17 protein-coding genes are annotated in these 23,422 nt (G+C 68.8%); 11 read left to right on the forward strand and 6 right to left on the reverse strand.

Annotated elements, in window-relative coordinates; translation table 11 throughout:
* Positions 1-5 precede the first annotated feature (5 nt).
* The 3 genes from POL67_RS32770 to POL67_RS32780 all read right to left on the reverse strand — a co-directional run bounded on the left by POL67_RS32770 (position 6) and on the right by POL67_RS32780 (position 2,890).
* Positions 6-917, reverse strand: coding sequence for an RNA polymerase sigma factor (locus POL67_RS32770; protein WP_271924371.1), 912 nt, complete (start codon positions 915-917; stop codon positions 6-8).
* A 105-nt stretch (positions 918-1,022) separates the two neighbouring features.
* Positions 1,023-1,895, reverse strand: a complete 873-nt coding sequence (locus POL67_RS32775) for a hypothetical protein (protein ID WP_271924373.1) — start codon at positions 1,893-1,895, stop codon at positions 1,023-1,025.
* A gap of 311 nt (positions 1,896-2,206) precedes the next feature.
* Positions 2,207-2,890, reverse strand: a complete 684-nt coding sequence (locus POL67_RS32780) for a hypothetical protein (RefSeq protein WP_271924375.1) — start codon at positions 2,888-2,890, stop codon at positions 2,207-2,209.
* 459 nt (positions 2,891-3,349) lie between these two features.
* On the opposite strand from POL67_RS32780, the gene POL67_RS32785 reads away from it, so the two are divergent.
* The 10 genes from POL67_RS32785 to POL67_RS32830 all read left to right on the forward strand — a co-directional run bounded on the left by POL67_RS32785 (position 3,350) and on the right by POL67_RS32830 (position 18,066).
* Entirely contained in the window at positions 3,350-4,126 is a 777-nt protein-coding gene (locus POL67_RS32785; protein WP_271924378.1) for a formylglycine-generating enzyme family protein, read from the forward strand.
* A 1,392-nt stretch (positions 4,127-5,518) separates the two neighbouring features.
* Complete coding sequence (locus tag POL67_RS32790; protein WP_271924380.1) at positions 5,519-5,860, forward strand: DUF2934 domain-containing protein; 342 nt, start codon at positions 5,519-5,521, stop codon at positions 5,858-5,860.
* Between the two features lie 62 nt (positions 5,861-5,922).
* Positions 5,923-7,062 carry a chromate efflux transporter gene (gene chrA, locus POL67_RS32795; protein ID WP_308789558.1) on the forward strand — a complete coding sequence of 380 codons (1,140 nt, stop codon included), beginning with the start codon at positions 5,923-5,925 and terminating at the stop codon, positions 7,060-7,062.
* A gap of 111 nt (positions 7,063-7,173) precedes the next feature.
* Positions 7,174-8,502 carry an aspartate kinase gene (locus POL67_RS32800; RefSeq protein ID WP_271924384.1) on the forward strand — a complete coding sequence of 443 codons (1,329 nt, stop codon included), beginning with the start codon at positions 7,174-7,176 and terminating at the stop codon, positions 8,500-8,502.
* Between the two features lie 84 nt (positions 8,503-8,586).
* On the forward strand, positions 8,587-10,107 hold the full coding sequence (locus tag POL67_RS32805; RefSeq protein ID WP_271924386.1) for a hypothetical protein: 1,521 nt from the start codon (positions 8,587-8,589) through the stop codon (positions 10,105-10,107).
* A 181-nt stretch (positions 10,108-10,288) separates the two neighbouring features.
* On the forward strand, positions 10,289-12,817 hold the full coding sequence (locus POL67_RS32810; RefSeq protein ID WP_271924388.1) for an ATP-binding protein: 2,529 nt from the start codon (positions 10,289-10,291) through the stop codon (positions 12,815-12,817).
* A gap of 462 nt (positions 12,818-13,279) precedes the next feature.
* Positions 13,280-13,837, forward strand: coding sequence for a hypothetical protein (locus POL67_RS32815; RefSeq protein ID WP_271924390.1), 558 nt, complete (start codon positions 13,280-13,282; stop codon positions 13,835-13,837).
* Between the two features lie 180 nt (positions 13,838-14,017).
* Positions 14,018-15,340 carry an RCC1 domain-containing protein gene (locus tag POL67_RS32820; protein ID WP_271924392.1) on the forward strand — a complete coding sequence of 441 codons (1,323 nt, stop codon included), beginning with the start codon at positions 14,018-14,020 and terminating at the stop codon, positions 15,338-15,340.
* Positions 15,341-15,352: 12 nt separating this feature from the next.
* Entirely contained in the window at positions 15,353-16,312 is a 960-nt protein-coding gene (locus POL67_RS32825; RefSeq protein WP_271924394.1) for an Ig-like domain-containing domain, read from the forward strand.
* 29 nt (positions 16,313-16,341) lie between these two features.
* Positions 16,342-18,066, forward strand: a complete 1,725-nt coding sequence (locus POL67_RS32830) for a putative metal-binding motif-containing protein (protein WP_271924396.1) — start codon at positions 16,342-16,344, stop codon at positions 18,064-18,066.
* Positions 18,067-18,214: 148 nt separating this feature from the next.
* On the opposite strand, the gene POL67_RS32835 is transcribed toward POL67_RS32830, so the two are convergent.
* Genes POL67_RS32835 through POL67_RS32845 form a run of 3 tightly spaced genes read right to left on the reverse strand, consistent with a single transcriptional unit; the run spans position 18,215 to position 21,659 of the window.
* Positions 18,215-19,174 (reverse strand): ABC transporter permease, encoded by a 960-nt coding sequence (locus tag POL67_RS32835; protein ID WP_271924398.1) that lies wholly within the window; start codon positions 19,172-19,174, stop codon positions 18,215-18,217.
* Entirely contained in the window at positions 19,171-20,685 is a 1,515-nt protein-coding gene (locus tag POL67_RS53800; RefSeq protein WP_271924400.1) for a sugar ABC transporter ATP-binding protein, read from the reverse strand. Before POL67_RS53800 ends, POL67_RS32835 begins: the two co-directional genes overlap by 4 nt.
* Entirely contained in the window at positions 20,670-21,659 is a 990-nt protein-coding gene (locus tag POL67_RS32845) for an ABC transporter substrate-binding protein (protein WP_271924402.1), read from the reverse strand. The genes POL67_RS53800 and POL67_RS32845 overlap by 16 nt, the downstream gene beginning before the upstream one ends.
* A 24-nt stretch (positions 21,660-21,683) precedes the next feature.
* On the opposite strand from POL67_RS32845, the gene POL67_RS32850 reads away from it, so the two are divergent.
* Positions 21,684-23,348, forward strand: a complete 1,665-nt coding sequence (locus tag POL67_RS32850; protein WP_271924403.1) for an FGGY-family carbohydrate kinase — start codon at positions 21,684-21,686, stop codon at positions 23,346-23,348.
* Positions 23,349-23,422 lie beyond the last annotated feature (74 nt).

Here is a 23,422-nt window from a genome sequence, read left to right on the forward strand (position 1 = left end):
GGATCCTAGAAGGACGCGTTCGCGGACGAACCCTTCTGGTCCGCGGACAAACCGAACGTGGGGAAACCTTGCTTGTCGCTATCGACCCGCCGACGACGCGGGGCGAGCATCTGCCTCTTCGGCGTGGACGGCACCAGGACGGGCGCGGATGCGGCAGCGAAATCCGACGAGGGCACCGGCTCCGCGGCGTGCGTAACGTCCGCGGCCGAAGCTGCCATGACGCGCGCCACGCCGGTCGCCACAGCGTGGAGCAAGGGAGCGGGCTCGCGAGGCGAGACCACCAACGACGCGAACACCATGGCCATGAAAAAGGCCCAAAGGTGTCCGAGCAAGGGAGCGCAGTCGGAGAGCAGCGCGAGCAGGGGAGGCGGGACCGTGAAGAGATCGTCGCCGAACCGAGCTTTGAGGAACCTCCGCGCGCGCGAAAGCGCCATCTTCGCGGCGTCCTCGGAGATCCCGAGCGCCACGCCGGCCTCCTCGTGCGACCGCTCTTCGACGCAAACCATCCAGAGCACCGCGGCTTGCGAGGGGGGCATGTCTCGGAAAGCGGACATCACCTTCTCCAGGGCCTGCTTCAGCTCCACCGCGCGCTCGGGCGAGACCTCCGGCGTCTCGGCTCTGTCGACGTGCCCGTCGTCAGGCTCGAACACCCGCTCATGACGTTGCGTCTCGCGGTGCGCGTCGCTCATCACGTTGCGGGTGATGGTCAGGAGCCAGGGCTTCATGCCGTCGGGGTGCGGCTCGTAGTCGGGGAGGTGGCGGTACGCCTTGTCGTACACGCGTTGGACTTGGTCCTCCGCGGAGTCGCGGGTGTATGCATCGTCATCGCTCATGACGATGCGCTGGATCTCGGGGCGCAGGCCGAGGAGCTCGGCAAGACGATCGAGGAAGGGCGCAGGCGATCGAGAGGGTCCCATACCCAAATCAACGCTGGGCTCCGGGCAAGGTAACGAAAAAAGTGACGGACCTGCGGGCGCCCCGGCGTTTGGCGGGACGGTCGGTGGCGCGGAAAGGCCGTGATTCTAGCGACTTGACGGACGCCTAACGACCGGAGGGGAATTCGCCTCCGCTTCCGCCTCCGCCTCCGCCTCCGCCTCCGCCTCCGCCGCCGCGCCCGCAATCCGCTTCCGCTTCCGCTTCCGCGACGCGCCCGCTTCCTCCGCCGCCCGCATGCCCCGCGACGCCCCGCGGATCACGCTCGAGAGCCGCTTCCGGAGCGCGTCGTGTTTCCTCGCTCGGCGCCGCACGACCCAGGGGAAAATCAGGCGCGGCAGCAGGAACGCGAACGCCAGGCAAGCGACCGCGGCCAGGACGGCGGACAAGCCGCTCTTCGTCGCAGCCGCGATGGTCGCTGCGGCGGGCAGGCCCACGCCGAGCCCCGCGCCGAGCCCGATGCCCAGGTACAAGGCCAGGGCGAGGTTCGTGAACCGCTCCTCGACCCGCACGAGCGTCTTTCCATTGCGGGAGCGCACCGTGACCGACAGTTGCCTCGGCTGCGACTGCGGGTTCACCGTGGGCGTCCAGGTCAGGGTTTTTCCCACGATCTGCACCTGCCCCGCGTCGCCCATCACGCTGCGGATCACGTCGACGAGATCCTCGTGCACATCGGACGAGATCTCGCCGTCGATTTCCTCCTCGGCGAGCGTCCGCGTCGGCGCGCCGAGCCACCCGCCCCGGATCTTCACTTCCTCGGGCGGCGCCTGCTCGGCCGTCGCGCTCCGGATGGCTGTGCGTGGAATCCCGAGCTCGCCCGCGTGACGGACGAGCTCGGCCTCGGTCATCGAGGTCTCAGCCGCCTGCGTCTCGGCGTCCTGCTCGGCGAGCTCCAGGGCCCGGCGCAGGATGCGGCGCACCTCGGCCGGAGGGAGCCGTCGCTCGCGAAAGGGATCGTCCATGGCCGCGGAGGATACACGCTCGCCCCGGGCGGTTCATGGGGGAACGCCGGTCCATGCGCTCGTGCAGGACTTTGGTCCCATGGCGCCAGGGCCGGATGAGCTGTAGAAGGGGAAAAACGAGCGAGGTCCGGGTCGAGAAGAACCTCGGTGCCGGATTGGGCGGCGTCTTGTTCCAAATCATCGGCCACGAGGTGTCGGCGGACTCCCCCGTGCTCGGGGAGGTCACCCTCGCCCAGAACGACATCGACACGGCCCCGTTGAGGCCGCTCGAACTCATCGGCCAGTTGCCACCCAAGTTCAGCAACACGCTCTCAGGGCCCTTCGCTTTCGGCTTCGGCGCCCGCGTCCATATCGCCGTCTTCGCCCTTGGCCCCGTCGGGCTTTCGGAAGAAGGACTCGACCCACGACTTGGGAAACTTCTTCGTGGTCGCGATCTTGAGCAGCTCCGCGTAGGTCGTCGTGCGCAGGGCGTTGATGCCCTCTTTCCATTCGTCGGTCTCGTTCGAGACGATTTGCCGATTCCCTTTGGCCTTGGTGCGGACGTCGAGCGCGGCGAGCGCGGCGTTGCTGACCGGGTCGAGTGGGGCCGCGAAGGGGGTGAGCTCGTGATGCGGGCCGAGCTTCTTGGCCTCGGGGAGCAGCACGTCGCGCGTCTTCTCGCATTGCGCGCGCAGCCCCTTGCGCACGAATTGCCCCGGGGCCGCGCCGCCGAAGAACTTCCCGAGCAGCTCCGGCGCGAACGCGCGCACGGCGGCGCCGAAGCGCTTCGTGAGCGAATCGAGCCGCTCGTTGCGGACCGCGACCACCGCCTCGGCCCGGGTCACCCCGCGACGCGCCGCGCGCTCCTGCGCGAAGAGGCCCTCCCACTCGCCGATGGCTTCGGTGAACGGCGGGGCGAGGAGGGCGGCGTCCTCGTCAGCAGCGAGCGCAGCCTCGGTGAATTCGAGATCGTCGAGGAAGTAGAGCAAGCCATAGGAGAGCGGAATCTGGCGCATACGAGGTGTGCTACTGGACTGCGCACGACCACGTCAAGAAAAAGGAGGCAGAACACCTCGCCTGCCCCCGTGCGCTTCGTCGAGGGGGTCGGATCACGCGTTGCCTGACCCCGCGCGCGTCGTGACCAGGGGAGGGACGGGGCGTCGTGCTGGGGAACATGGCGTGACCACGGGAGGATCACGGCTCGGCTGGGTGCGCGCGGCGGCGGCGCGGGGGAGGATCGGGGCGTCCTTTCTGTGGGGTGGACGCGGAGCGAGGGGGAGACGGGGTCGCCTTATGCCTTTCGTCCGAAGAGCGGAGGTGGATCACGCCTCCGGCGCCCGCGGGGGGCTCCTGTCGCCACCCGCGCACGGCGCCGCGCCGGGTTGGAACGGCGTGACGGCGGCATCACCGAGGAAGAACACGAAGCGGCCGGCCTGTGGTAAACTCTCGCCACGGGGGCCTGGGAGGGTTGAGCGATGAAGCGGCAATGGATCGGTGGAATCGTCGTGTGGAGCTTTGCGGCGGTCGGGTGGCTCGCGTCGAACGGACCTGACGAGGCCCTTGCGCAACCGAAACCGGCTCCCGCAAAACCCACCACGTCCCCGGCGAAAGCCCCGAGTGTCGTGGAGGTGCGCCTCGAGGGCGGGACGTTCCAGATGGGCGACCGCTATGACACCGTGACCGTCGCGCCATTTTTCCTCGACGACATCGAGGTCACCGTCGGCGCGTATGGCGCATGCGTGGACGCAGGACAATGCACCACGCCGAACACCGGCAAGTACTGCAACTGGGGGGAGGCGGATCGGCAGAACCACCCCATCAACTGCGTGGATTGGTTTCAGGCGGAAGCTTATTGCAAATCGCAACAGAAGCGACTCCCGACGGAAGAGGAATGGGAGTGGGCAGCACGCGGAGGGAGCCGCGCCAATACGTATCCCTGGGGTGAAGACACGCCTCTCAAGCAACTGTGCTGGAATGGGCCGGGCAACGACAAGGGCGAGATGAAGCGTGCCTCGACGTGCCCCGTCGGCAGCTACCCTCGAGGAAATACGCCGCAAAAGATCAAGGACCTCGGCGGGAACGTGTGGGAATGGACGTCGAGCAAATATCGGCCCGAGGAAGAACACCTCGTCATCCGAGGCACGAGCTGGCTCGACGATCTCGCCTCGGCCGTTCGTGTCGCCTTTCGCGTGAAGAACATGCCGAAGGACCGCTACAGCAACATCGGTTTCCGCTGCGCCCGATCCCCCTGATATCGCTTTCGCCTCCGCAGGACCCTCAGGGGTCGTCGTCCGCGGCATGGACGCGGCCCCCGAGGGACGCGGTATCTATGGGACGGCCGTCCTGGGCTCCGGAGCTCACCGCGGATGAGCCGAAGCTTCACCACGAGCGAGCGGAGGCGAGGTCACGCACGCCCGGCCAGATTCACAGGCAGGTGCCCTGGTTGCAAGAGCCGACGCCTCCCGAGCAGCATTCATAGTCATCCCAGCAGGTACTACCGGTAGGCTTGCAGCATCCCCCCGAGTGGCACTCGCCTTCACAACAGTCCTCGTCCACACCACATGCATACCCGATCAGCCTGCACGTCGCGCAGACATCGTCCCAGCACACCTCGCTGTCGCAGGTCTCGCTGAATTCATTGGACGGAGCGCACGGAGCACCGATCGGGAGGCCACACGTGCCAATGGTAGCCGGAGCGTTGATGGTACAGACGGCAGGGGAACAGCAATCCGAATCCTTGGTGCACCCCCAATCCGAAGGCCACAGGCACTGGCAAATGCCCTGGTCGCAACCATAGCTGAGGCTGGGTCCGATGCAGCAGTCATAGTCCGAGTCGCACGCACCACCGGGAGGCTGGCAGCATCCCCCCGAGCGGCACTCGCCTTCACAACATTCCTCAGTCCCGCTACACACGTTCCCGATCAGCTCGCACTCCGCGCAGACACCGTCCCAGCACACCTCGCTGTCGCAGGTCTCGCTGAATTCATTGGACGGAGCGCACGGAGCACCGAGCGGGAGGCCACACGTGCCAACGGTGGCCGGAGCGTTGATGGTACAGACGGCAGGGGAACAGCAATCCGCGTCCTTGGTACACCCCCAATCCGAAGGCCACAGGCACTCGCAGGTGTTCCCCCAGCACTGGTTCGTGCAGCAGTCCGCGTCGATGCTGCACGAATTCCCCACGTCGGTGCAAAGAAGCTGCTCGGCACTGGCCACATTCTCATTGGCCCGCTCGTCGAACACCGGCGCACTGTCGCAAGCGCTGATGATGGCAGCGCAAGACGCGAAGAGCGCAACAACTTTTAAAACCACGTTTCGTTGGGTCACAAATTCCTCCGTGCGTACTCGATCAAAAGACGCCAACCCTGCAAATACACACGTGAAACTCATTGGTCAAGATCTATCATTGGCAGGATTACAACACAAAGTTACACCCACACTGTCTGAGCGCCGCGCTGCGCTTCGGTCAACCCCCCGGCTTCATCGCAGGAGCAGGAGCCCCGGAACTCCGCCTCCGCCTCCGCGACGCCAAGCCACGCGGCGCCGCCTCGGTGGACACGGACACTCCTGCCAGAACTTTGCCCTCCCCCTTCCTCCAGGATAGGAGCCGCCTCGCCCGGACGAAACCACCGAGGAGAGGATCGATGAAGACGAAAGGCAAGAAGGCAGCGAAGAAGAGCGAGGCAGGCAAGAAGAGCGCGAAGGCCGCCGTGGCCACCGCCGCCGCCGTCGCCGCGCCCCTCGCGCCGCCGCCCGTCGCCGCCACGCCCGCGCCCGAAGCGCCCGCCGTGATCGACGAGGATTTCAAAGCGCCCGCCGCCTCCGAGCGCAGGCCCATCTCGATCGAGGAGCGCCGCCGGCTGATCGCGCTCACCGCGTATCGCCGCGCCGAGACGCGCGGCCTTGGCACGACCGACCCCGTGGAGGATTGGCTCGTCGCCGAGCGTGAGATCGACGCCATGCTGGTCGGCGGAGTCCACATCTGAACGAGGAGGCAAAGCCTCCCCCGGCGCCATCCGCCGCGGCCGTTCCGGGCCGGCTGCGCGAGGTGGCGCTCTTGTTTTTTCGCCTCGGATGCACCTCGTTCGGCGGCCCCGCCGCGCACGTCGCGCTCATGGAGGCCGAGGTCGTCGTCCGCCGCAAATGGGTGACGCGCGAGGAGTTTCTGGATCTCTTCGCCGCGACGAACCTGATCCCGGGGCCGAACTCCACCGAAATGGCGATCCACCTCGGGTATCGCCGCGCCGGCACGCCGGGGCTCGTCGTCGCGGGGGCTTGCTTCATCCTGCCGGCCGCGTTGATCACGGCCGGATTCGCGATCGCCTACCAGCGCCTGCGCACGCTCCCCGCCCTCGAAGGGCTGCTTTATGGCCTCAAGCCCGCGATGCTCTCGATCGTGCTCGCAGCCATGGCGCGGCTCGTCCTGCCTCGCAAGAAGGATTTTTTCTTCCTTTCGCTCGGCCTCGCCGCGGCCGCAGCGAGCGTGCTCGGGGTGAATGAAATTGGCGTGCTCTTCGGAGGCGCGGCGCTCGGCGCGATCGTCCCGGGCTCGAAGAAGCCCCCCGAGAAGCCGCCCTCCGCACCGAACAAGGCGGGCGCGTCGGCCGCCACGCTCATGGTTCCGGTTACCGCGTCCGTCGCGACCACAGGGGGAAAACTCGTCCCGCTCGGGCTGTTTTTCCTGAAGGTCGGGAGCATTCTCTACGGCAGCGGATACGTGCTGATCGCGCTGCTCCGCGCAGGGCTCGTGACCGAGCGGGGCTGGCTCACCGAGGCGGAGCTGCTCGACGCGGTCGCGATCGGTCAGTTCACGCCGGGCCCCGTGCTCTCCACCGCGACATTCATTGGATACCTGATCGAAGGCCCCGCCGGCGCGGCCGTCGCCACGCTCGCCATCTTCCTGCCGAGCTTCGTCTTCGTCCGCGCGAGCGCGCCGCTCCTGCCGAAGATGCGCGCCGCGCCCCGCCTCGCGGGTCTGCTCGACGGCGCCGCCGCCGCCTCGCTCGGCCTGCTCGCCGCCGCGACGATCGCCCTCGGCCGCGGCGCGCTCGTCGATGTCCCCGCGTGGCTGCTCCTCGCCGCCGCCTTGCCCGTCGCGATGCAGCCGAAGATCAATGCGACGTGGATCGTGGTGGGCGGCGCGCTCGCCGGCCTCGTGGTTCGCGCTGCGCTCGGACATTCACCGTAAACTCGGAATTCCGTTCGCCTGGCCTCACCGGCAAAGCCCGACGCGCGGGGCCCCCAAACCCCGGAAAAACCGGCTGCACGTTTCGACGCACTGCGCTACCGTCCGGCCGCCATGATCGTCATGAAGTTCGGCGGCAGCTCCGTCGCCAACCGCAAGCAGATCGAGAAGGTGCTCGCGATCGTCCGCGGGCGCGCGGCGCGGACGCCGCTCGTCGTGAGCTCGGCCCACAAGGGCATGACCGACGCGCTGCTCTCGGGCGCGCGCGAGGCCGCTCGCGGCGTCTACGCCCCCGAGCGCGTGATCGAGCGCCAGGCCGCGATCGCCCGCGAGCTCGGCTGCGACGACGCCCTGCTCACGCCCTTTTACGAAGAGATCGCGGCCCTCTATCGGGGCCTGTCGCTCGTGCGGGAGCTCAGCTCGCGCAGCCTCGACTACGCCGCGAGCTTCGGCGAGCGCATGGCCGTGCGGGTCATCGCCGATTTCTTCACGCGAGAAGGCCTGCCCGCCCAGGCGTTCGACGTCTGGGATCTCGGTTTCCTCACGGACAGCACGTTCGGCTCGGCGCGCCCCCTGCCCGGCTACGAGGCCGCGATGCAACGCGCGATGCGCGAGCGCGTGCCGGCCGGCGTCGTGCCCGTCGTGACGGGTTTCGTCGGGAAGACCGAGGCCGGCGACATCACGACCGTCGGCCGCAACGGCAGTGATCTCACGGCGACGCTCGTCGGCGCCGCGATCGCCGCCGAGGAGGTCGAGATCTGGTCCGACACCGACGGCGTGATGACCGCCGATCCGAGCGTCGTGAAGAAGGCCCGCTCGATCTCCGAGATGCGCTTCGACGAGGCCGCGGAGCTCGCCTACTTCGGCAGCCGCGTGCTGCACCCCTCGACGCTCGTGCCGGCGATGCAAAAGAACATCCCGGTCCGCGTGCTCAACACGAACCGGCCCGAGCACCCCGGCACGGTCATCCGCGAGGCCGCGCCCCCGAGCGAGCTTTCAGCGACGAGCATCGCCTACAAGGAAGGGCAGTTCGCCGTGACGATCCGTTCGACGCGGATGTTCGGCGCCGCGGGTTTCCTCGGCGAGGCGTTCCAGGCGCTCGGGCGGCACGAGGTCGTGGTCGACATGATCGCGACCTCCGAGGTCAGCGTGTCGTTCACGACGGACCGCCGTGAGCCGCTGGATCGCGCCCTGCCGGACCTCGAGCGGCTCGGCGAGGTGCGGGTCGAGGCGGGAAAGACGCTGATGGTGGTCGTGGGCCGAAGGCTCGCGGCGCAAGCGGGCCTCGGCGCGGCGATCTTGCAGGCCGTCGCGGACGCAGGCGTGAACGTGGAAATGGTGAGTTACGGCATGAAGAGCATCAGCCTGACGATGCTCGTGGCCGACAAGGACGTAGGCGCCGCGTCGGCGGTGCTGCACGAGAGGCTCTTCGAGCGCGCTTGACGCCGGCCGGCACGTAGTCGATGCCTTCGTTCCACGATGGGGGCTACGCTCGGACGGGCCGAGCTACGCCCCCAAACCCCCACGATGAAAAAGATCGCCCTGTTCTGGCCCGGCGACGCACGGGCCAAGCCGAACGAGGTCGCCGTCCCCAGCATCACGGCCGCGACGATCCAGCTCGAACGAGCGCTGCAAAAGCTCGGTCATTCGCCCTATCGCATCGAGGGGTTCCTCTCGAAGCCCCACGAGTCGATCGAGAAGCTCGGGCCGGTCGACGACCCGATGATCGGCGTGTGTGTGCACTGGTTTTACGGGCCACACACGACGGACGGCGTGGTCAGCAAGGAAAACCCCTTGCTCCTGGCGTCGAATTTCTCGGGTCGCTGGCCCGGCCTCGTGGGCCTGCTCAACACGGGGGCCTGCCTGGAGAGCCTGGATCGGCCGTTCTCGCGGATCTGGACGGACGCCGAGGACTGGACGACGGACAAGGCGTTCATGGATCGGCTCGACATGTGGTGCCAGACGGGCCGGCTCGCCTGGCCCGAGGACGCGATCCGCGAGCCTGGCCCGATCGCCCCGGCCGCGGCGGCGATCGCCCGCAAGGTGGCCGAGGAGATCCACAAGCGGCGTGTGCTCCTGCTGATGCTCGGCGACACCTCGATGGGCATGATCAACGGGTATTTCGGCCCGCGGCTCCTGAACAAGCACGGGTTCACGGAGCACAAGATCGATCAGGCGTGGATCATCGATCGGGGCCGGGGCATCGCCGAGAAGCGAATCGACGACGCGCTCCGGTTCGTGAAGGATCGGGGCCTGACGTTCCACTGGGGCGAAAATGGCGCGGCCGATTTCGACGAGCGCGCGACGCGCGAGCAGCTCCGCGATTACCTCGTGGTGCTCGACCTGGTGAACGAATACAAGGCCGATTGCCTGGGCTGGCAATACCAGCTCGGGCTCATCCCGCTGCGCCCGCCCTCGGACCTCGCCGAGGGCCTGTTCAATTCGGCGTGTCGCCCCGAGTCGAATGGCACGACGATCGCCTGCGCGACCGAGGCCGACCAGGGGAACGCGATTCCCATGGAGCTGATGAAGCGGCTCCTGCGGGAAAAAGGGCTGCACGAGGCCGTGATGTTCCACGACGTGCGCTGGGGCGGCGAGCACGACGGCCGGTTCTTGTGGGTGCTCTTGAATTCGGGTTCGTGCGGCGCCTACGCGTTCAACCACGACAAGGACACGCTGCGCGGCGCGCACAGCTACCGGCAGCCGGCGATGTATTTCCCGACGCCGGGCGGCTCGCTCGCCGGCGAGAGCCTGCCAGGGGCCATGACCTGGGCGCGGACGTACATCAAGGAAGGCGCGCTCTGGATGGATATCGGCAAGGGCGAGGTGGTCAAACTGCCGCCCGCGGTGCGTGACGCCTGGTGGGAGGGCACGACGCGCGAATGGCCATTCATGGCCGCGGACATGGGGATCGGGCGCGATACGCTCATGGCGCATTACCTCTCGAATCACGTGGCCGTGGCCTACGGCGACGTGTTCGACGAGATGGTCGCGCTGTCACGCGAGCTCGGCTTCAAGGTGCGCATTCTCGCCGACCGAGCGGGCTGAGGCGCCTCCGCGTCGGTACATCACGACAAACGCTTCCGCCCGGTCGGTCCGCTTTTCAAAGGAGATCGACCGGGCGTGGGCGAGCAGCGCGAGATGGCGGTGCACGTTGCGAACGCGCTTCCATCCCGTTAGCCTTGTCAGGACGGGTGTACCCTGGTTCCGCCGTTCCGAGCGAGGGTCGATGCAAACAGCCGACGAATGCCGCGAAGCGCGGCTCGAGGCCCCCCGGAGTGGTCGTCTAGGTCCGGGGAAGGCGCTCCACGCCTACGGGCTCACCATCGCCGTGATGCTCGTGATCGTCCTCGTCCGGTTCTCCCTGGAGCCGTGGCTGGATGGCAATGCGCCCCTGCTCGCCCTGCTGCTGCCCGTGGCCATCGCCGCTGTGTATGGGGGAATCCTCGCAGGCCTCCTCGCCACGGCCCTCTCCGCGTTGCTCGGCGCAGCGCTCTTCCTGTGCCCGATCGGCAGCCTGACCATCTCCTCCGGCGCGGATCAGGCGCGCCTCGGCTTCTTCGTGGCCGTGGGCGTGGCCATCAGCGTGCTAAACGAGCGCGCGAGGCGTGCGCGTGAAGCCGCCCTCGCGCGAGACCTCGAAGCCCGCATTTGCGCCGAGGCCGAGGTTCGTCGTCGCAATGCCGAGCTCGAGCAGCGGATCGCCGAACGAGCCGCCGCGCTGGAGGCGAGCGAGCGCGAGGTGTTGGTGTCGCTGGAGGCCGCGCGGCGGGCCGAGGAGGCGCAGCGGGAGAGCGAGGCGGTCGCGCGCCGGCAGCTCGCCGAGCTCGAAGCGACGTACGCGGCCGCGCCGATCGGGCTTTGCGTGATCGACCGGAATTTCCGCTGGGTGCGAATCAACCAGAGGCTCGCCGAGATCAATGGCTTCACGCCGGCCGCGCACATCGGCCGCTCGGTGCGCGAGATACTGCCGGGGCTCGCCGACAAGGCCGAGCCCATGTTCCGGAAGATCTTCGAGACGGGCGAGCCACTCCGGAACGTGGAGCTCGTCGGCGAGACGCCCGCGCAGCCCGGCAAGACGCGGGTATGGCTGGAGAGCTTCTTCCCGCTTCGCGACGCGTCCGGCGTGATCGTCGGCGTGAACGTGGTCTGCGAGGAGGTGACCGAGCGCAGGGAGGCCGCCGCGGCGCTCGCCGAAAGCGCGGATCGGCTTCGCATGGCCCTCGACGGGGCGCAGGCCGGGTGGTGGGAGTACGACGTCGCGAGCGACCTCTACACGTGGTCCGAGGTCCAGTACGACATGTTCGGCTTCGATCCGAAGAACCGGACGGTGCACCTCGCCGACTGGGTCCGAGGGGTGCATCCGGACGATCTCACGCGCGCGAACGCCTACATGGAGCAACGCATGGCGCAGCGGATCCCGGATTTCTCGCACGAGTTCCGGTTCTCGCACCCGAAGCAAGGCGAGCGGTGGATCCACACGCTCGGCCGCATCACCTACGACGAGGCAGGCAAGACCCTCCGCATCGTGGGGATCTGCCGCGACGTGACCAAGGAGAAGCAGGTGGAGATCGAGCGCGCCTTCCTGCTCGAGAGCGAGCGCACGGCGCGGGCGGAGGCCGAGCGGGCGAGCCGGATGAAGGACGAGTTCCTCGCGACCTTGTCCCACGAGCTGCGCACGCCGCTGAACGCGATCCTCGGCTGGTCGCAGCTCGTGCAACGGCCCGGGATCCGGCCAGAGCAGCTCGCCAAGGGGCTCGCCGTGATCGAGCGAAACACGCACCTGCAAGCGCAGCTCATCAACGATCTGCTCGACGTGAGCCGGATCGTCGCAGGCAAGATCCACGTGGAGCTCGAGCCGACACAACTCGCGCCCGTGATCGAGGCCGCGATCGAGGCCTGCCGCGCCTCCGCGGAGGCCAAAGGCGTCACGCTGCGCGGGCCCCGCGATCCGGCGCGCGTCGCGGTGCGCGGGGACCCGGCGCGCCTGCAGCAGGTCGTCTGGAACCTGGTTTCGAACGCCATCAAGTTCACGCCCAAGGGCGGCCAGGTCGAGGTGATGCTGGCGCAAGAGGGCAAGGACGCCGTGATCACCGTGCGCGACACGGGAGAAGGCATCAGGCCCGACTTCCTTCCGTTTCTATTCGAACGATTCCGCCAAGCCGACTCCTCGATGGCGCGGCAGCACGGCGGCCTCGGTCTCGGGCTCTCGATCGTGAAGCGGCTCGTGGAGCTGCACGGGGGCGCGGTGCGCGCCGAGAGCGAAGGCCAAGGAAAAGGCGCGACGTTCACCGTCAAGCTGCCCTGCGAAGTCGGCGAGCGCATCCGCATGCCCACGCGGCTGCCCCCGAGCGTGCCCGCAAACGATCCACGGCACCTGCACGGCGTGGCGGTGCTCGTGGTCGACGACGAGGCCGATTCACGCGAGCTCGTGAAGCGCGTGCTGGAGGAGCACGAGGCGGTCGTATGCACGGCAGCCTCGGCCGCAGAAGCGCTCGACGTCTCGGCGTCACGGTCGATCGACCTCATCGTGAGCGACATCGGGATGCCAGGGATGGATGGATACGCGCTCCTCCAGGAGATCCGAGCGCGGCACAACGGCCAGGGGAAAGACGTCGTCGCAGTAGCGGTCACCGCATTCGCGCGGCCCGAGGACCGAGAACGCGCGCTCGCCGCAGGCTACAAGGCGCACCTCGCAAAGCCGTTCGAGCCGTCGGAGCTGGTGTCGCTGCTCGCGGGGCTGCGGGAGGCGAGTTAGAGCGTCGAGATCGCGCAGTGATCCCGCCTCGGAGGGGTGAATCGGCCGGGGATTCGCTTGGCCGAGAGGGGGACGCGAGGCTTCCCCCTCGGGACAACCGAGCTCGAACATCCAGCCGTTCCACGAACGGATTGATATTCAGGAAGAGGCTCTCTGCCATTCCATAAATCTAGAATCCCACGCGCTACACCGCGTGAAGAACGCAACCTTGTCCGCCCGACGAGAGGGCCCTCACCGTACAACGGATCGATATCTCGACTCGATGGCAAATTCGTCTCCGTTTTGCGCATCCAGTCCGCCAACTAAAATTTCACTTGCAACTCCGTTGCTGTTACCGTAGGTCAGCGCGGTGGATGTCGGTCCCCCGTGGCAGCAGCGGTGCCTCGGGGCTTTGCGACGTCCGCGTGGGAGGAGCCCGTGCGCGCGCCGCGCGGCGGGCCCATTCCGACACGAGGAGAGGTCATGAAAAACGTGTATCTGTGGGCGAGTTCCATCGTCATTTGCTGCCTCGTCGGTTGCGCGGGAGAGCCCATGCAAGAGGGCGGCGTGGGGGAGGCCGTGCAGCGCCTCGCGACGGCCGAGGACATCGAGCATGCATGCAGCCATGCGCAGTCGCCGCCGGGCGGCGCATATACGAACGTCACCGCCGTCACCTCCGGCACGGCGCCGCTCCTCGTCGAGCACGGGGCTTACAACGTCACGCTGCCCGGCTCGGGCTCGAGTTATGCGGGCAAAGTCGCCTTCGAGGCCGATGAGGACGCCGAGCACGCTTTCTATACCGATCCCAGCGTGACGGTCACGGTCAAGCTCGGCACGACGGTCCTCACGCCGGTCTGGTCCACGACCCTGACGGCGGAAGTCTGCGCCGGCTCGAACAATACGAGCCTGCCGGATTACGGCACGGACGCGGCGCTGTCGTACGTGAAGACGTACGACCTCGAGTCGGGCGAGACCTACTCGGTCGAGTTCACGAACACCTCCGCGGCTCTGCTCGTCATCCCGGAGAACCTCGAAGAATAACGCGCTCGCACGGGGCCGCCGCGCGGGGCAAGGTGCGCGGCGGCTTCGTTCTCGCATTTCGAAGGGACCGTTTGTCACGGAGGTCAAATGATGCGCCGAGCAGGATGGGTCGCGCTGGCGTGCGCCTCGCTGGGCTCGCTCGGGCCCTGGGGCTGTGCGGACGGAGCTGAAAAGGAGCCCGTGGATCCGACGCCGGTCGACGCCGGAGTCGACGCAGCGGGAGGAATGGGCGGCGGGTCGATCGGGACGGGTGGGCAAGGAGCGCAAGGCGGCGGAGGCCAAGGCAGCGGAGGCCAAGGCGGCGCAGCACCGGAGCTCGTCGCCGCGAAAATGGCTGCGGGCGACGCGCACGGCTGCGCGATCGGACCACAGGGTACGCTGCGATGCTGGGGCTCGAACGAGTTTGGCCAGCTCGGCCAGGGGAATACGAGCCACCTCGGCGACGAGCCCGGCGAGCTGCCGCCCGCCGACGTGCCGCTCGGCGAGCCTGTGCTCGAAGTGGCGCTCGGCGGCGCGCACACATGCGTGAGGCTCGAGGGCGGCTCCGTGCGCTGCTTCGGATACAACGAATTCGGGCAGCTCGGCCAGGGGAACACGAGCCACATCGGCGACGAGCCCGGCGAATTGCCGCCCCCCGTGGTCGACGTGGGCGGAACGGTCATGCAGCTCGTCGCGGGCGGGCGGCATACCTGCGCGTTGCTCTCGACCGGCGGCGTGCGCTGCTGGGGTGACAACGATTATGGCCAGCTCGGGCAAGGCCATACGAGCCCGATCGGCGACGAGCCGGGCGAGATGCCGCCGCCGGAGGTGCCGCTCGGCGGAGCGGCCACGTACCTCTTCGCCGGCTACGACCATACCTGTGCCCGCATGGAGACGGGCGCGCTGCGCTGCTGGGGCAAGAACGAGTCCGGGCAGCTCGGGCTCGGCTCGACGAACAGCGTCGGCGACGAGCCGGGCGAAATGCCGCCGCCCGACGTGCTCCTGGGAGGGACAATCGCCATGGGCGGCGCCGGCGACGAGCACACCTGCGCGCTCTTGACGTCGGGCGCCGTGCGCTGCTGGGGGACGAACAAGCGATTTCAGCTCGGCCATCCGGACGTCGATGGAATCGGAGACGCCCCGGGGGAGATGCCGCCGCCCGACGTGGCGATCGGCGAGGGCACACCGACGGGGATCGGGTCGGGCCATCGATTCAATTGCGTTCGAACGGCGGAGGGCTCGCTGCGCTGCTGGGGCCACAACAGCGCAGGCCAATGTGGTAGCGGCGCGACGACGTACGTGGGCGACATGCCGGGCGAGCTGCCGCCTCCCGACGTCGCCGTGGGCGGAGCGTCGCCGGTGAGCGAGGTGGCGGCGGGGTATTCGCACGTCTGCGTCAGGCTCGAATCCGCGGCGATACGGTGCTGGGGCAAGGGCCAGAACGGCGCGCTCGGCTCGGGCTCGACCGACGACGTCGGCGACGACGAATCTCCGGCATCGATGGCCGACGTCACCGTATTTTGAGGAGCGGCGGCCATGCGCGGACGAACCCATACGAAAAACCATTGGCTCGGACATCTGGTCGTCATTCTCGCGAGCGTGCTCGTCGCCGGCTGCGGCGACGGCGCGGAGCCGACGGGCGACGCTGGTGCTCCCGACGCCGCCGTGGAGGAGCCTCGGCCCTTCGTGAAGACCACGGATCCGCCGCACGGCGCGGTGGCGGTCTACCCATTCGAGCTCTACCGCGACGACGCAGTCACGCTGCGGCGCAAGATCGTCCGCGTGACGTTCAGCGTGCCCATGGACACGAGCGTCGAGACCGCTTCAATCACCGGCTCGGGAGGCGCTTCGCGGACGGTTCCGGCGCAATGGTCCGAGGACGCGCGTGAGCTCGTTCTCGCGGTCGGTCCACCCGATCCTTCCGACGGAGGCTCGCTGCCATTCGATTACGAGTCGACGTACGCGGTGGACCTCGGCGCGCTGCGCAGCGCCTCGGGCGTGCTGCTCGACGACACGCACGATGGGCTCGATGCAGGCCGGCTCGTGTTCTCGACGGCGGCAAAGGACGCGCTCCTCGAACACGCTTGCGGGCATACGTTCGAGGAGCCCCACGCAAACATCGTCGCCACCGAGACGCCTGCGTCCGCGCCCGCGGTAGGGACGACGCACAAGCTGTACGTGGTTCACCTGCCGTCGTCGGGGATGGCTGGATCCTACGCGGGGCACGCGTCGCAGAAGGTCCCTCTCGCAGGCAATACCATCGACGCGTACACGTATACGTTCTTCCTGAGCGCCGACGTCGGGCTCGGGATCGTCGACGTCGGCTCGGCCGAGGACGTCCCGGTGAGCGTGCGCGAGGCGCCGCCCGTGTGCGCGCGCATCCGGAACGCGCGGGCGGCCGTGCTCGGCGAGGATCACGAATACTCGCTGCGCTTCTCCGCCGGGGGCGAGCCGACCTTCGAGGTCATCTTCGAGCGCGAGATCGTGGTGCCATGACGCGCTCGCGCACGAAAGGAACGGTTGAAATGGCGACGATCACGCGACGCTCGTCGCGGCGCCGCGGCGCGTACCTCTTCGCGGGGCTGTCGGCGCTGCTCTGTCCGCATGCAGCCTCGGCCGACCTGCCTCCGGATTGCAAAGAGCTCGGCCCCGCGCTCGTGGGGCATTCGTGCTTCCACGCCGAGCATGGCCCCTACGAGGCCGTCGAAGCCGCGCCGGGGCTCACCGAAATCGCCTCGGCGCCGGACGTGGACGACGTGCACACCCTCTACGAGATCACGCTGCCCACGCCGCTCGAAGCGAATACGGTGACGTACCGCGTGGCCGACGAGAGCCGCGCCGGCCCGTGGGCGTTCTTCTCGGACCCCGACGTCACGCTGCGCGTCTTCGATCCGGCGGGCAACGAGCTCGCGCCGCTCCTGCTCCACGATATCACCCCCTGCGGGCCCCTCGAACGCACGGCGGTTTACGAGCTCGATTTCGTCCGCTATCGGGTGGTGCTCGGCCCGTCCTCCAGGGCCAAAGCCCCGCTCGTCATCGAGAGCGTGGAGGATTTCGTCACGTTCAACGGGCGCGACGTCGACGGCGACGGATTTGGCGATCCGAGCGATACGGTGGTGACGATGTGCGCCCCGCCCGAAGGATACGCGCCGAACGACAACGATTGCGACGACGCGAATCCCTCGATTCACCCCGGCGCGACCGAGGTCTGTGAAGGGGTCGATACGAACTGCAACGGCGTCCCCGACGACGTCGGCCTCCCTTGTGACGCGGGCGCTGGCGCTTGCAAGGCGAGCGGGACGTACGCCTGCGAGGAAGACGGCGCGCCGGTCGTATGCTCGGCCGTACCGAAAGAGCCCTCCACCGAGTTGTGCGACGGCGTCGACGAAGATTGCGACGGCGTGCCGGACGGAGACGAAGAAGAGATATGCAATGGCGACGCTGGCGGGGCGCGGTGCGTCTCGGTGCTGGGCTCGTCCCATTGCGGCTGCGCGACCGACGCCGATTGCACGGAGGGCTCCCATTGCGACGCTGCACAGGCGCGCTGCGCGGCGGACGTTGCCCTCGACGGAGACCGAGAGGTCGAATCCGGCTGCGGTTGTCGCGTGGGCGCGCAGGACGGCGAGGGAGCTCGCTTCGCTCTGGCCGCGCTGGCGCTCTCGATGGCGCGGCGCCGTCGCCGCTCATCGGCCGCGCCCTCGCGGCTCGCGCTCGTCGCGGCGCTCCTCCTGCTCGCCGGATGCGGCAGCCACGTGGTGGTCGAGCAGGGCGAGAAGGCTTGTGTTCCTCGCCTGGGCGAGCTCCCCGTGGCCCACGCTTGCAGCCACGTCGAGCACGGCGAGCCGACGGACGTCGTGGCGGCGAAAGACGATGCGGCGGCGCTGCCGAGCGTCGACGACGTCCACGATGCATTTCGCGTGGCGCTGCCGTCGCAGGGGGGCGAGAGCTCGGGCGTCGTCGGCTATCTGGCGACGCGCGACGGCGAGCACGCCATCTTCGTGCATCCTGCGGTCCCCTTGCGCGTCGAGCGGGCCGCGAGCGGCGAGACGTTGCCGATCGTCGAGACGACGACGCCGACCTCGTGCGCGTTTTTTTCCGAGGCCCCGGTGGTCGATCTCCGGAAGGACGAGCAGCACCGCGTGTATTTCGGTCCCACGGACGCGGCGAAAGTAGAGCTCTTCATCGAGCACCTCGGCTCCTTCGCGGACGAGGCATGGGCCGTCCGCTGCCCCAGCTCCTCCGGACCATGAGCTCCAAGGAGGAGCACGCGGGGTGCTCCCGCCGCGGCGAGCGACATCGCCAGGCTTGGCGCTGCGGCGCAAGAAATCCACGATCTCTGCGTCGTGGCAAACCGCTTGATGTTCCAGCTCTTCGAGCGGCGAGGCGCTCCCGAGCCGCTCACCTCCGCGTTTCGCCCGCGCGACGTGCGCGATCGAGCGCGACCGCCGTCACGACGATCCCGCCGGTCACGATGTCCTGCACCCAGTTGTCGATCCCGAGGTAGGTCGATCCCGTACGGATCACGGTCATGAGGAGCGCGCCAAAGAGCGCGCCCGCGACCGAGCCTTCGCCGCCCGCAAGCGAGCCGCCGCCAATCACCACAGCCGCAATCACCTCGAGCTCGAGACCCACCGAGTCCGTCGGATCGCCGACCGTGAGCGTCGAGAACTCCATGACGCCCGCGAGCCCGGCGAAGAGCCCCGCGAGCCCGTAGACGAGCCATTTCACGCGCTCGACGCGCACGCCGCAGAGCCGCGCCGTGGCCTCGTTCGACCCAATGGCCACGATGTGCCGCCCGCCCTTCGTGTACACGAGCATCGCCGCCACGAGCCCCGACGTGGCCAGCATGATCCACACGCCCGGCGGAAACAGGGCCCAGCCATACCCAGGCGGGAGCGGCGCGACGAGGGCGTCGAGGCCCGAGGAGGGCGCGTCGATCTTCTGCTCGTCCGCGAGCCCCTTCGCGAGGCCCCGGAGCGCCCGCATCGTGCCGAGCGTGACGATGAACGGCGTGATCCGCAGCGTCGTGACGAGCGCGCCGTTCACGAGCCCCGCCAGAAGGCCACTCGCCATGGCAGCCGCAGCGGCGAGGATCGCAGGCGCGCCCGCGCGCATGCAAAGCGCGCAGACGACCGTGGAGAGCGCGACGTTCGAGCCGACCGAGAGATCGATCCCGCCGAGCAGCATCACGAGCGTCATGCCACTCGCCGCGATGCCCACGACCACGGTCTGGCCGGCCATCGTCGTGAGGTTCTCCGCCCGGGTGAACGAGCCAGGCGCGACGCTCGCGAAGATCACGTAGACGACGACGACGGCCACGAGGGGGCCGAGAAACGGGTACTTACGCAAGTACTTCATGAGGCCCCTGCCTGCTCCAGCATCACCGCGCGGACGTCGAGCTCACCCACCGGCCGCGCCGGGCCAAGCTCGCCCTTGTGCATGACCGCGATGCGGTCCGCGATCCCCACGAGCTCCTCGGCCGAGCTCGACACCACGAGGACGGCCTTGTTCGATTCGCACGCGAGCCTGTCGATGAGCGTGTAGATCGCGGCGCGGGCGCCCACGTCCACGCCACGCGTGGGCTCGTCGAGCAGGAGCACGTCGACGTCGTGGTAGAGCAGCCGCGCGAGCGCGACCTTCTGCTGGTTGCCGCCCGAGAGCGATCCGACGGGCGCGTCGGGCCCAGCGCAAACGACGCCGAGTTTCTCGATGAACCGCGCGGCCGCCGCGCGCATCCGCGCAGGCACGACGAACCCGAGCGGTCCGAGGCCCGAGAGTCGCGAGAGCGTGACGTTGTCCGCGATCGTGAGCCCGAGCGCGAGGCCTTCGCCGCCACGATCCTCGCTGAGCAGGCCCACGCCCTGCGCGAGCCGGGCCGCAGGCGAAGCCGGGCCCACGTACGCGCCCACGCGCACCTCGCCGCGGCGCACACGATCGAGGCCGAAGATCGCGCGCAAAAGCTCGGTGCGGCCGGAGCCGACGAGGCCAGCGATGCCGAGCACCTCGCCGCGGCGAAGCACGAGGCTCGCGCGCACGGGCAACCCCGCGCCGGCGAGATCCTGCGTCGAGAGGACGACGTCACCGGGGACACGCGGCGATCGTGGATAGAGGTCCTCGATGGATCGACCGGCCATCATGGTCACGATGTCCGCAGGCGTGGCCTCGGCGACGCGCCCGGTCCCGGCCGTGCGGCCGTCGCGGATCACCGTGAAGCGGTCGGCGATGCGGCGGATCTCGTCGAGGTGGTGCGAGATGTACACGATGGCGAGGCCAGCCTCGCGCAGGCGGGAGACCACGGCGAAGAGGGCTTCGACGTCGTCGGCGCCGAGGCTCGACGTGGGCTCGTCGAGCAGGAGCAAGCGGCAACGAGGCTCGGTGATGGCGCGGGCGATCTCCACGAGTTGCCGCTCCCCCGGGCCGAGGTCCCGCACGAGCACGTCCGGCCGCAGGCGATGTTTCTTCGCGCCCGAAGGATCGATCGCGAGGAGCGCGCGCGCCGCGATCGCCCGTGCTTCCTCGCGCTTGAGCACGCCGAGCCGCGTGGGCTCGCCGCCGAGCAGGACGTTCTCCTCCACGGTCATGTGCGGGCAAAGCGCGCGCTCCTGGCTGACGAGGCGCACGCCGGCCGCGCGCGCGGCGGCGGGATCTTTCGGAGCGAACGGCGCGCCGTCGAGCGTGAGGCGCCCGCCGTCCGGCCGCACCGCGCCGGCCAGGATCTTCACGAGCGTGCTCTTCCCTGCCCCGTTCTCGCCGAGCAGCGCGTGCACCTCCCCGGCGCGGACCTCGAGATCCACGCCGGCGAGCGCGATCGTCGCGCCGTACGCCTTGGTCACGCCGCGCGCGGCGACGCCGGTCACTTCCCGAGCCACGGCGCGAGATCGGGCGCGACGATCGCCTTCGTCTCGGGCTTGTCGAGGCTCGCCTTGTCGACGACCACCGCGCCCGTATCGATGCGCGGCGCGACGGGCTTGCCCGCGAGGACCTCGGCCATCACGCGCACCGCCTCGTAGCCGATCTTGAAGGGATCCTGGACGACGAGCGCGTCCACGTGCCCATCCCGAAGCGCGCCGACGAGCTTCTCCGACGCGTCGAACCCGACGAACTTGATCTTCCCGGCGAGCCCCGCCTTCCGCAGCGCGAGCAGCATCCCGAACGTGGTCGATTCGTTGGGACAGAAAACACCGTCCACGCCGCCGCTGCCGGCGTTCTGCGCGGCGAGCAGGCTCTCGGCCTTCTCGAAGGCGCTCTCCGTGGTGGCGCCGCCGTACTGGTTGTCGCTCACGATCTTGATCTCGGGCATCTTCCGGATGGCCTCCAGAAACCCCTCCTCGCGCTTCTGCGTGCTCGCCGAGCCCTCCTGGTAGCGGAGCACCGCGATCTTGCCCTTCTGCCCGAGCAGCGCAGCGAGCTTCTCGCCGGCGAGCCGGCCAGCCGCGAGGTTGTCGGTCGCGACGAAGCTCTTGTGGGCGCTCCCCGCGAGATCCGAGTCGAAGATCACGACGGGGATGTTCGCCTTCACGGCGCCCTCGACCGGCTTTTCGAGGGCCTTGTCGTTGAGCGGCGCGAGCACGATGCCGCTTACGCCCTGGGCGACGAAGCTCTGCACGACGTCGATCTGGCCCTTGAGGTCGTCCTCCGCGAGCGGGCCCTTCCACACGATCTCCACGCCGATCTCGCGCGAAGCCTTCACGGCGCCCGCGTGCACGGCCTTCCAGAACTCGTGCGTCGTGCCCTTGGGGATGACGGCGATCTTGGTCGCGCCTCCCTCCTTGCTTCGATTGCACGAGAGCAGGAGCAGCGCGGCGACGAGCGTGAGGGCGAAACGAAGGGTCCGGCCAAACATGGGCGCCGAGTATAATCGGCCAGGATGCAAGACCGTCACTATCTCGGGATCGACGTGGGCACGGGCAGCGTACGCGCCGCCCTCTTCGACGGCCAAGGACGCAAGCTCGGGATCGGTGTACGACCGATCTCGCTGCATCGCCCCGCGCCGGACTTCGTCGAGCAGTCGTCCGACGAGATCTGGACGGCCGCGTGCGAGGCCACGCGAAGCGCGCTCCGCGAGGCGGGTGATCGCCCTGAATTCGTGGTCGGCGTGGGGTTCGACGCGACGTGCTCGCTCGTGCTGCTCGACGAGGGCGATCGACCCGTGACCGTGAGCCCCACGGGCGACGATCGGTGGAACGTGATCGTGTGGATGGATCACCGCGCGATCGAGGAGGCCGCGCGCATCAACGCAGGGGGCCACGAGGTCCTGCGCTACGTGGGCGGCGTGATCTCGCCGGAGATGCAGACGCCGAAGCTGCTCTGGCTCCGGGCGCACCTCGGCGCGAGCTACAAGCGCGCCGCGCGTTTCCTGGATCTGCCGGATTTTTTGGCCTATCGCGCGACCGGGAGCGACGTGCGTTCGCTCTGCACGACGGTGTGCAAGTGGACCTACCTCGGGCACGAGCCGGGCGCAGACGGGAGCATCGGGCGCTGGGACAGCTCGTATTTCAGGTCGATCGGCCTCGGCGATCTCGTCGACGAGGGGTTTGCCCGCATCGGCAAACGCGTGCGGCCCATGGGCGAGCGCGCCGGAGGGTTGACCGAGCGCGCCGCGGCCGAGCTGGGCCTCCGCGCAGGGACGGCCGTGGCGGTGCCGATCATCGACGCGCACGCCGGCGGGCTCGGGTTGCTTGGGATACCAACGAAGGGCGCGACGCCCGACGAGGCCGCGATGGAGGAGCGGCTCGCCCTCATCGGCGGGACATCGACGTGCCACATGGCGTCGTCCCGCGAAGCGCGCTTCGTGCCGGGCGTGTGGGGCCCCTACAACTCGGCCATGATCCCGGGCCTCTGGCTCACGGAGGGCGGGCAAAGCGCGACGGGCGCGTTGATCGATCACGTCGTGCATGCGCACGCGCGGGGGCCCGAGCTCGCGGAGGAAGCGCGTCGGCGCGGGACGACGGTGTACGCGCTGCTCAACGAGCGGCTCGACGCGCTCGCCGCGAACCACGCGTTCCCGGCAGCCATCACGCGCGACGTGCACGTGCTGCCGGACCACCACGGCAACCGCTCCCCGCGGGCCGATCCGACGCTCAAGGGCATGGTGAGCGGGCTCGGGCTCGCGGACGACGTCGACGCGCTCGCGGTCCTGTACCTCGCGTCGATCCAGGCGCTCGCGCACGGGACGCGGCACATCCTCGCGGCGATGAACCAGGCGGGCTACCGGATCGAGGCGCTCTACGCGACGGGCGGGGACACGAAGAACCCGGTCTTCGTGCGGGAACACGCGGACGTGACGGGCTGCCGCGTGATCCTGCCCCGCGAGCCCGAGGCGGTCCTGCTCGGCGCGGCGATCCTCGGCGCCGTGGCCTCGGGCGATCAGCCGACGGTGCTCGCGGCGATGGGCGCGATGAGCGAGGCGGGCGCGGTCGTCACGCCCACGGGCGGCGAGGTCGCGCGTTTCCACGACCGGAAACACCGGGTCTTTTTGCGAATGTACGAAGATCAGATGGCGTATCGCGCGCTCATGCGCGAAAACGCGTGACGAGAACATCGATCGGTTTGACAACCGCTCGATGTTCTCGCTCTTTTGTCCCGAGGGAGACGCCTCGCGTCCCC

Source organism: Polyangium mundeleinium (assembly GCF_028369105.1).
Classification (GTDB): Bacteria; Myxococcota_A; Polyangia; order Polyangiales; family Polyangiaceae; genus Polyangium; species Polyangium mundeleinium.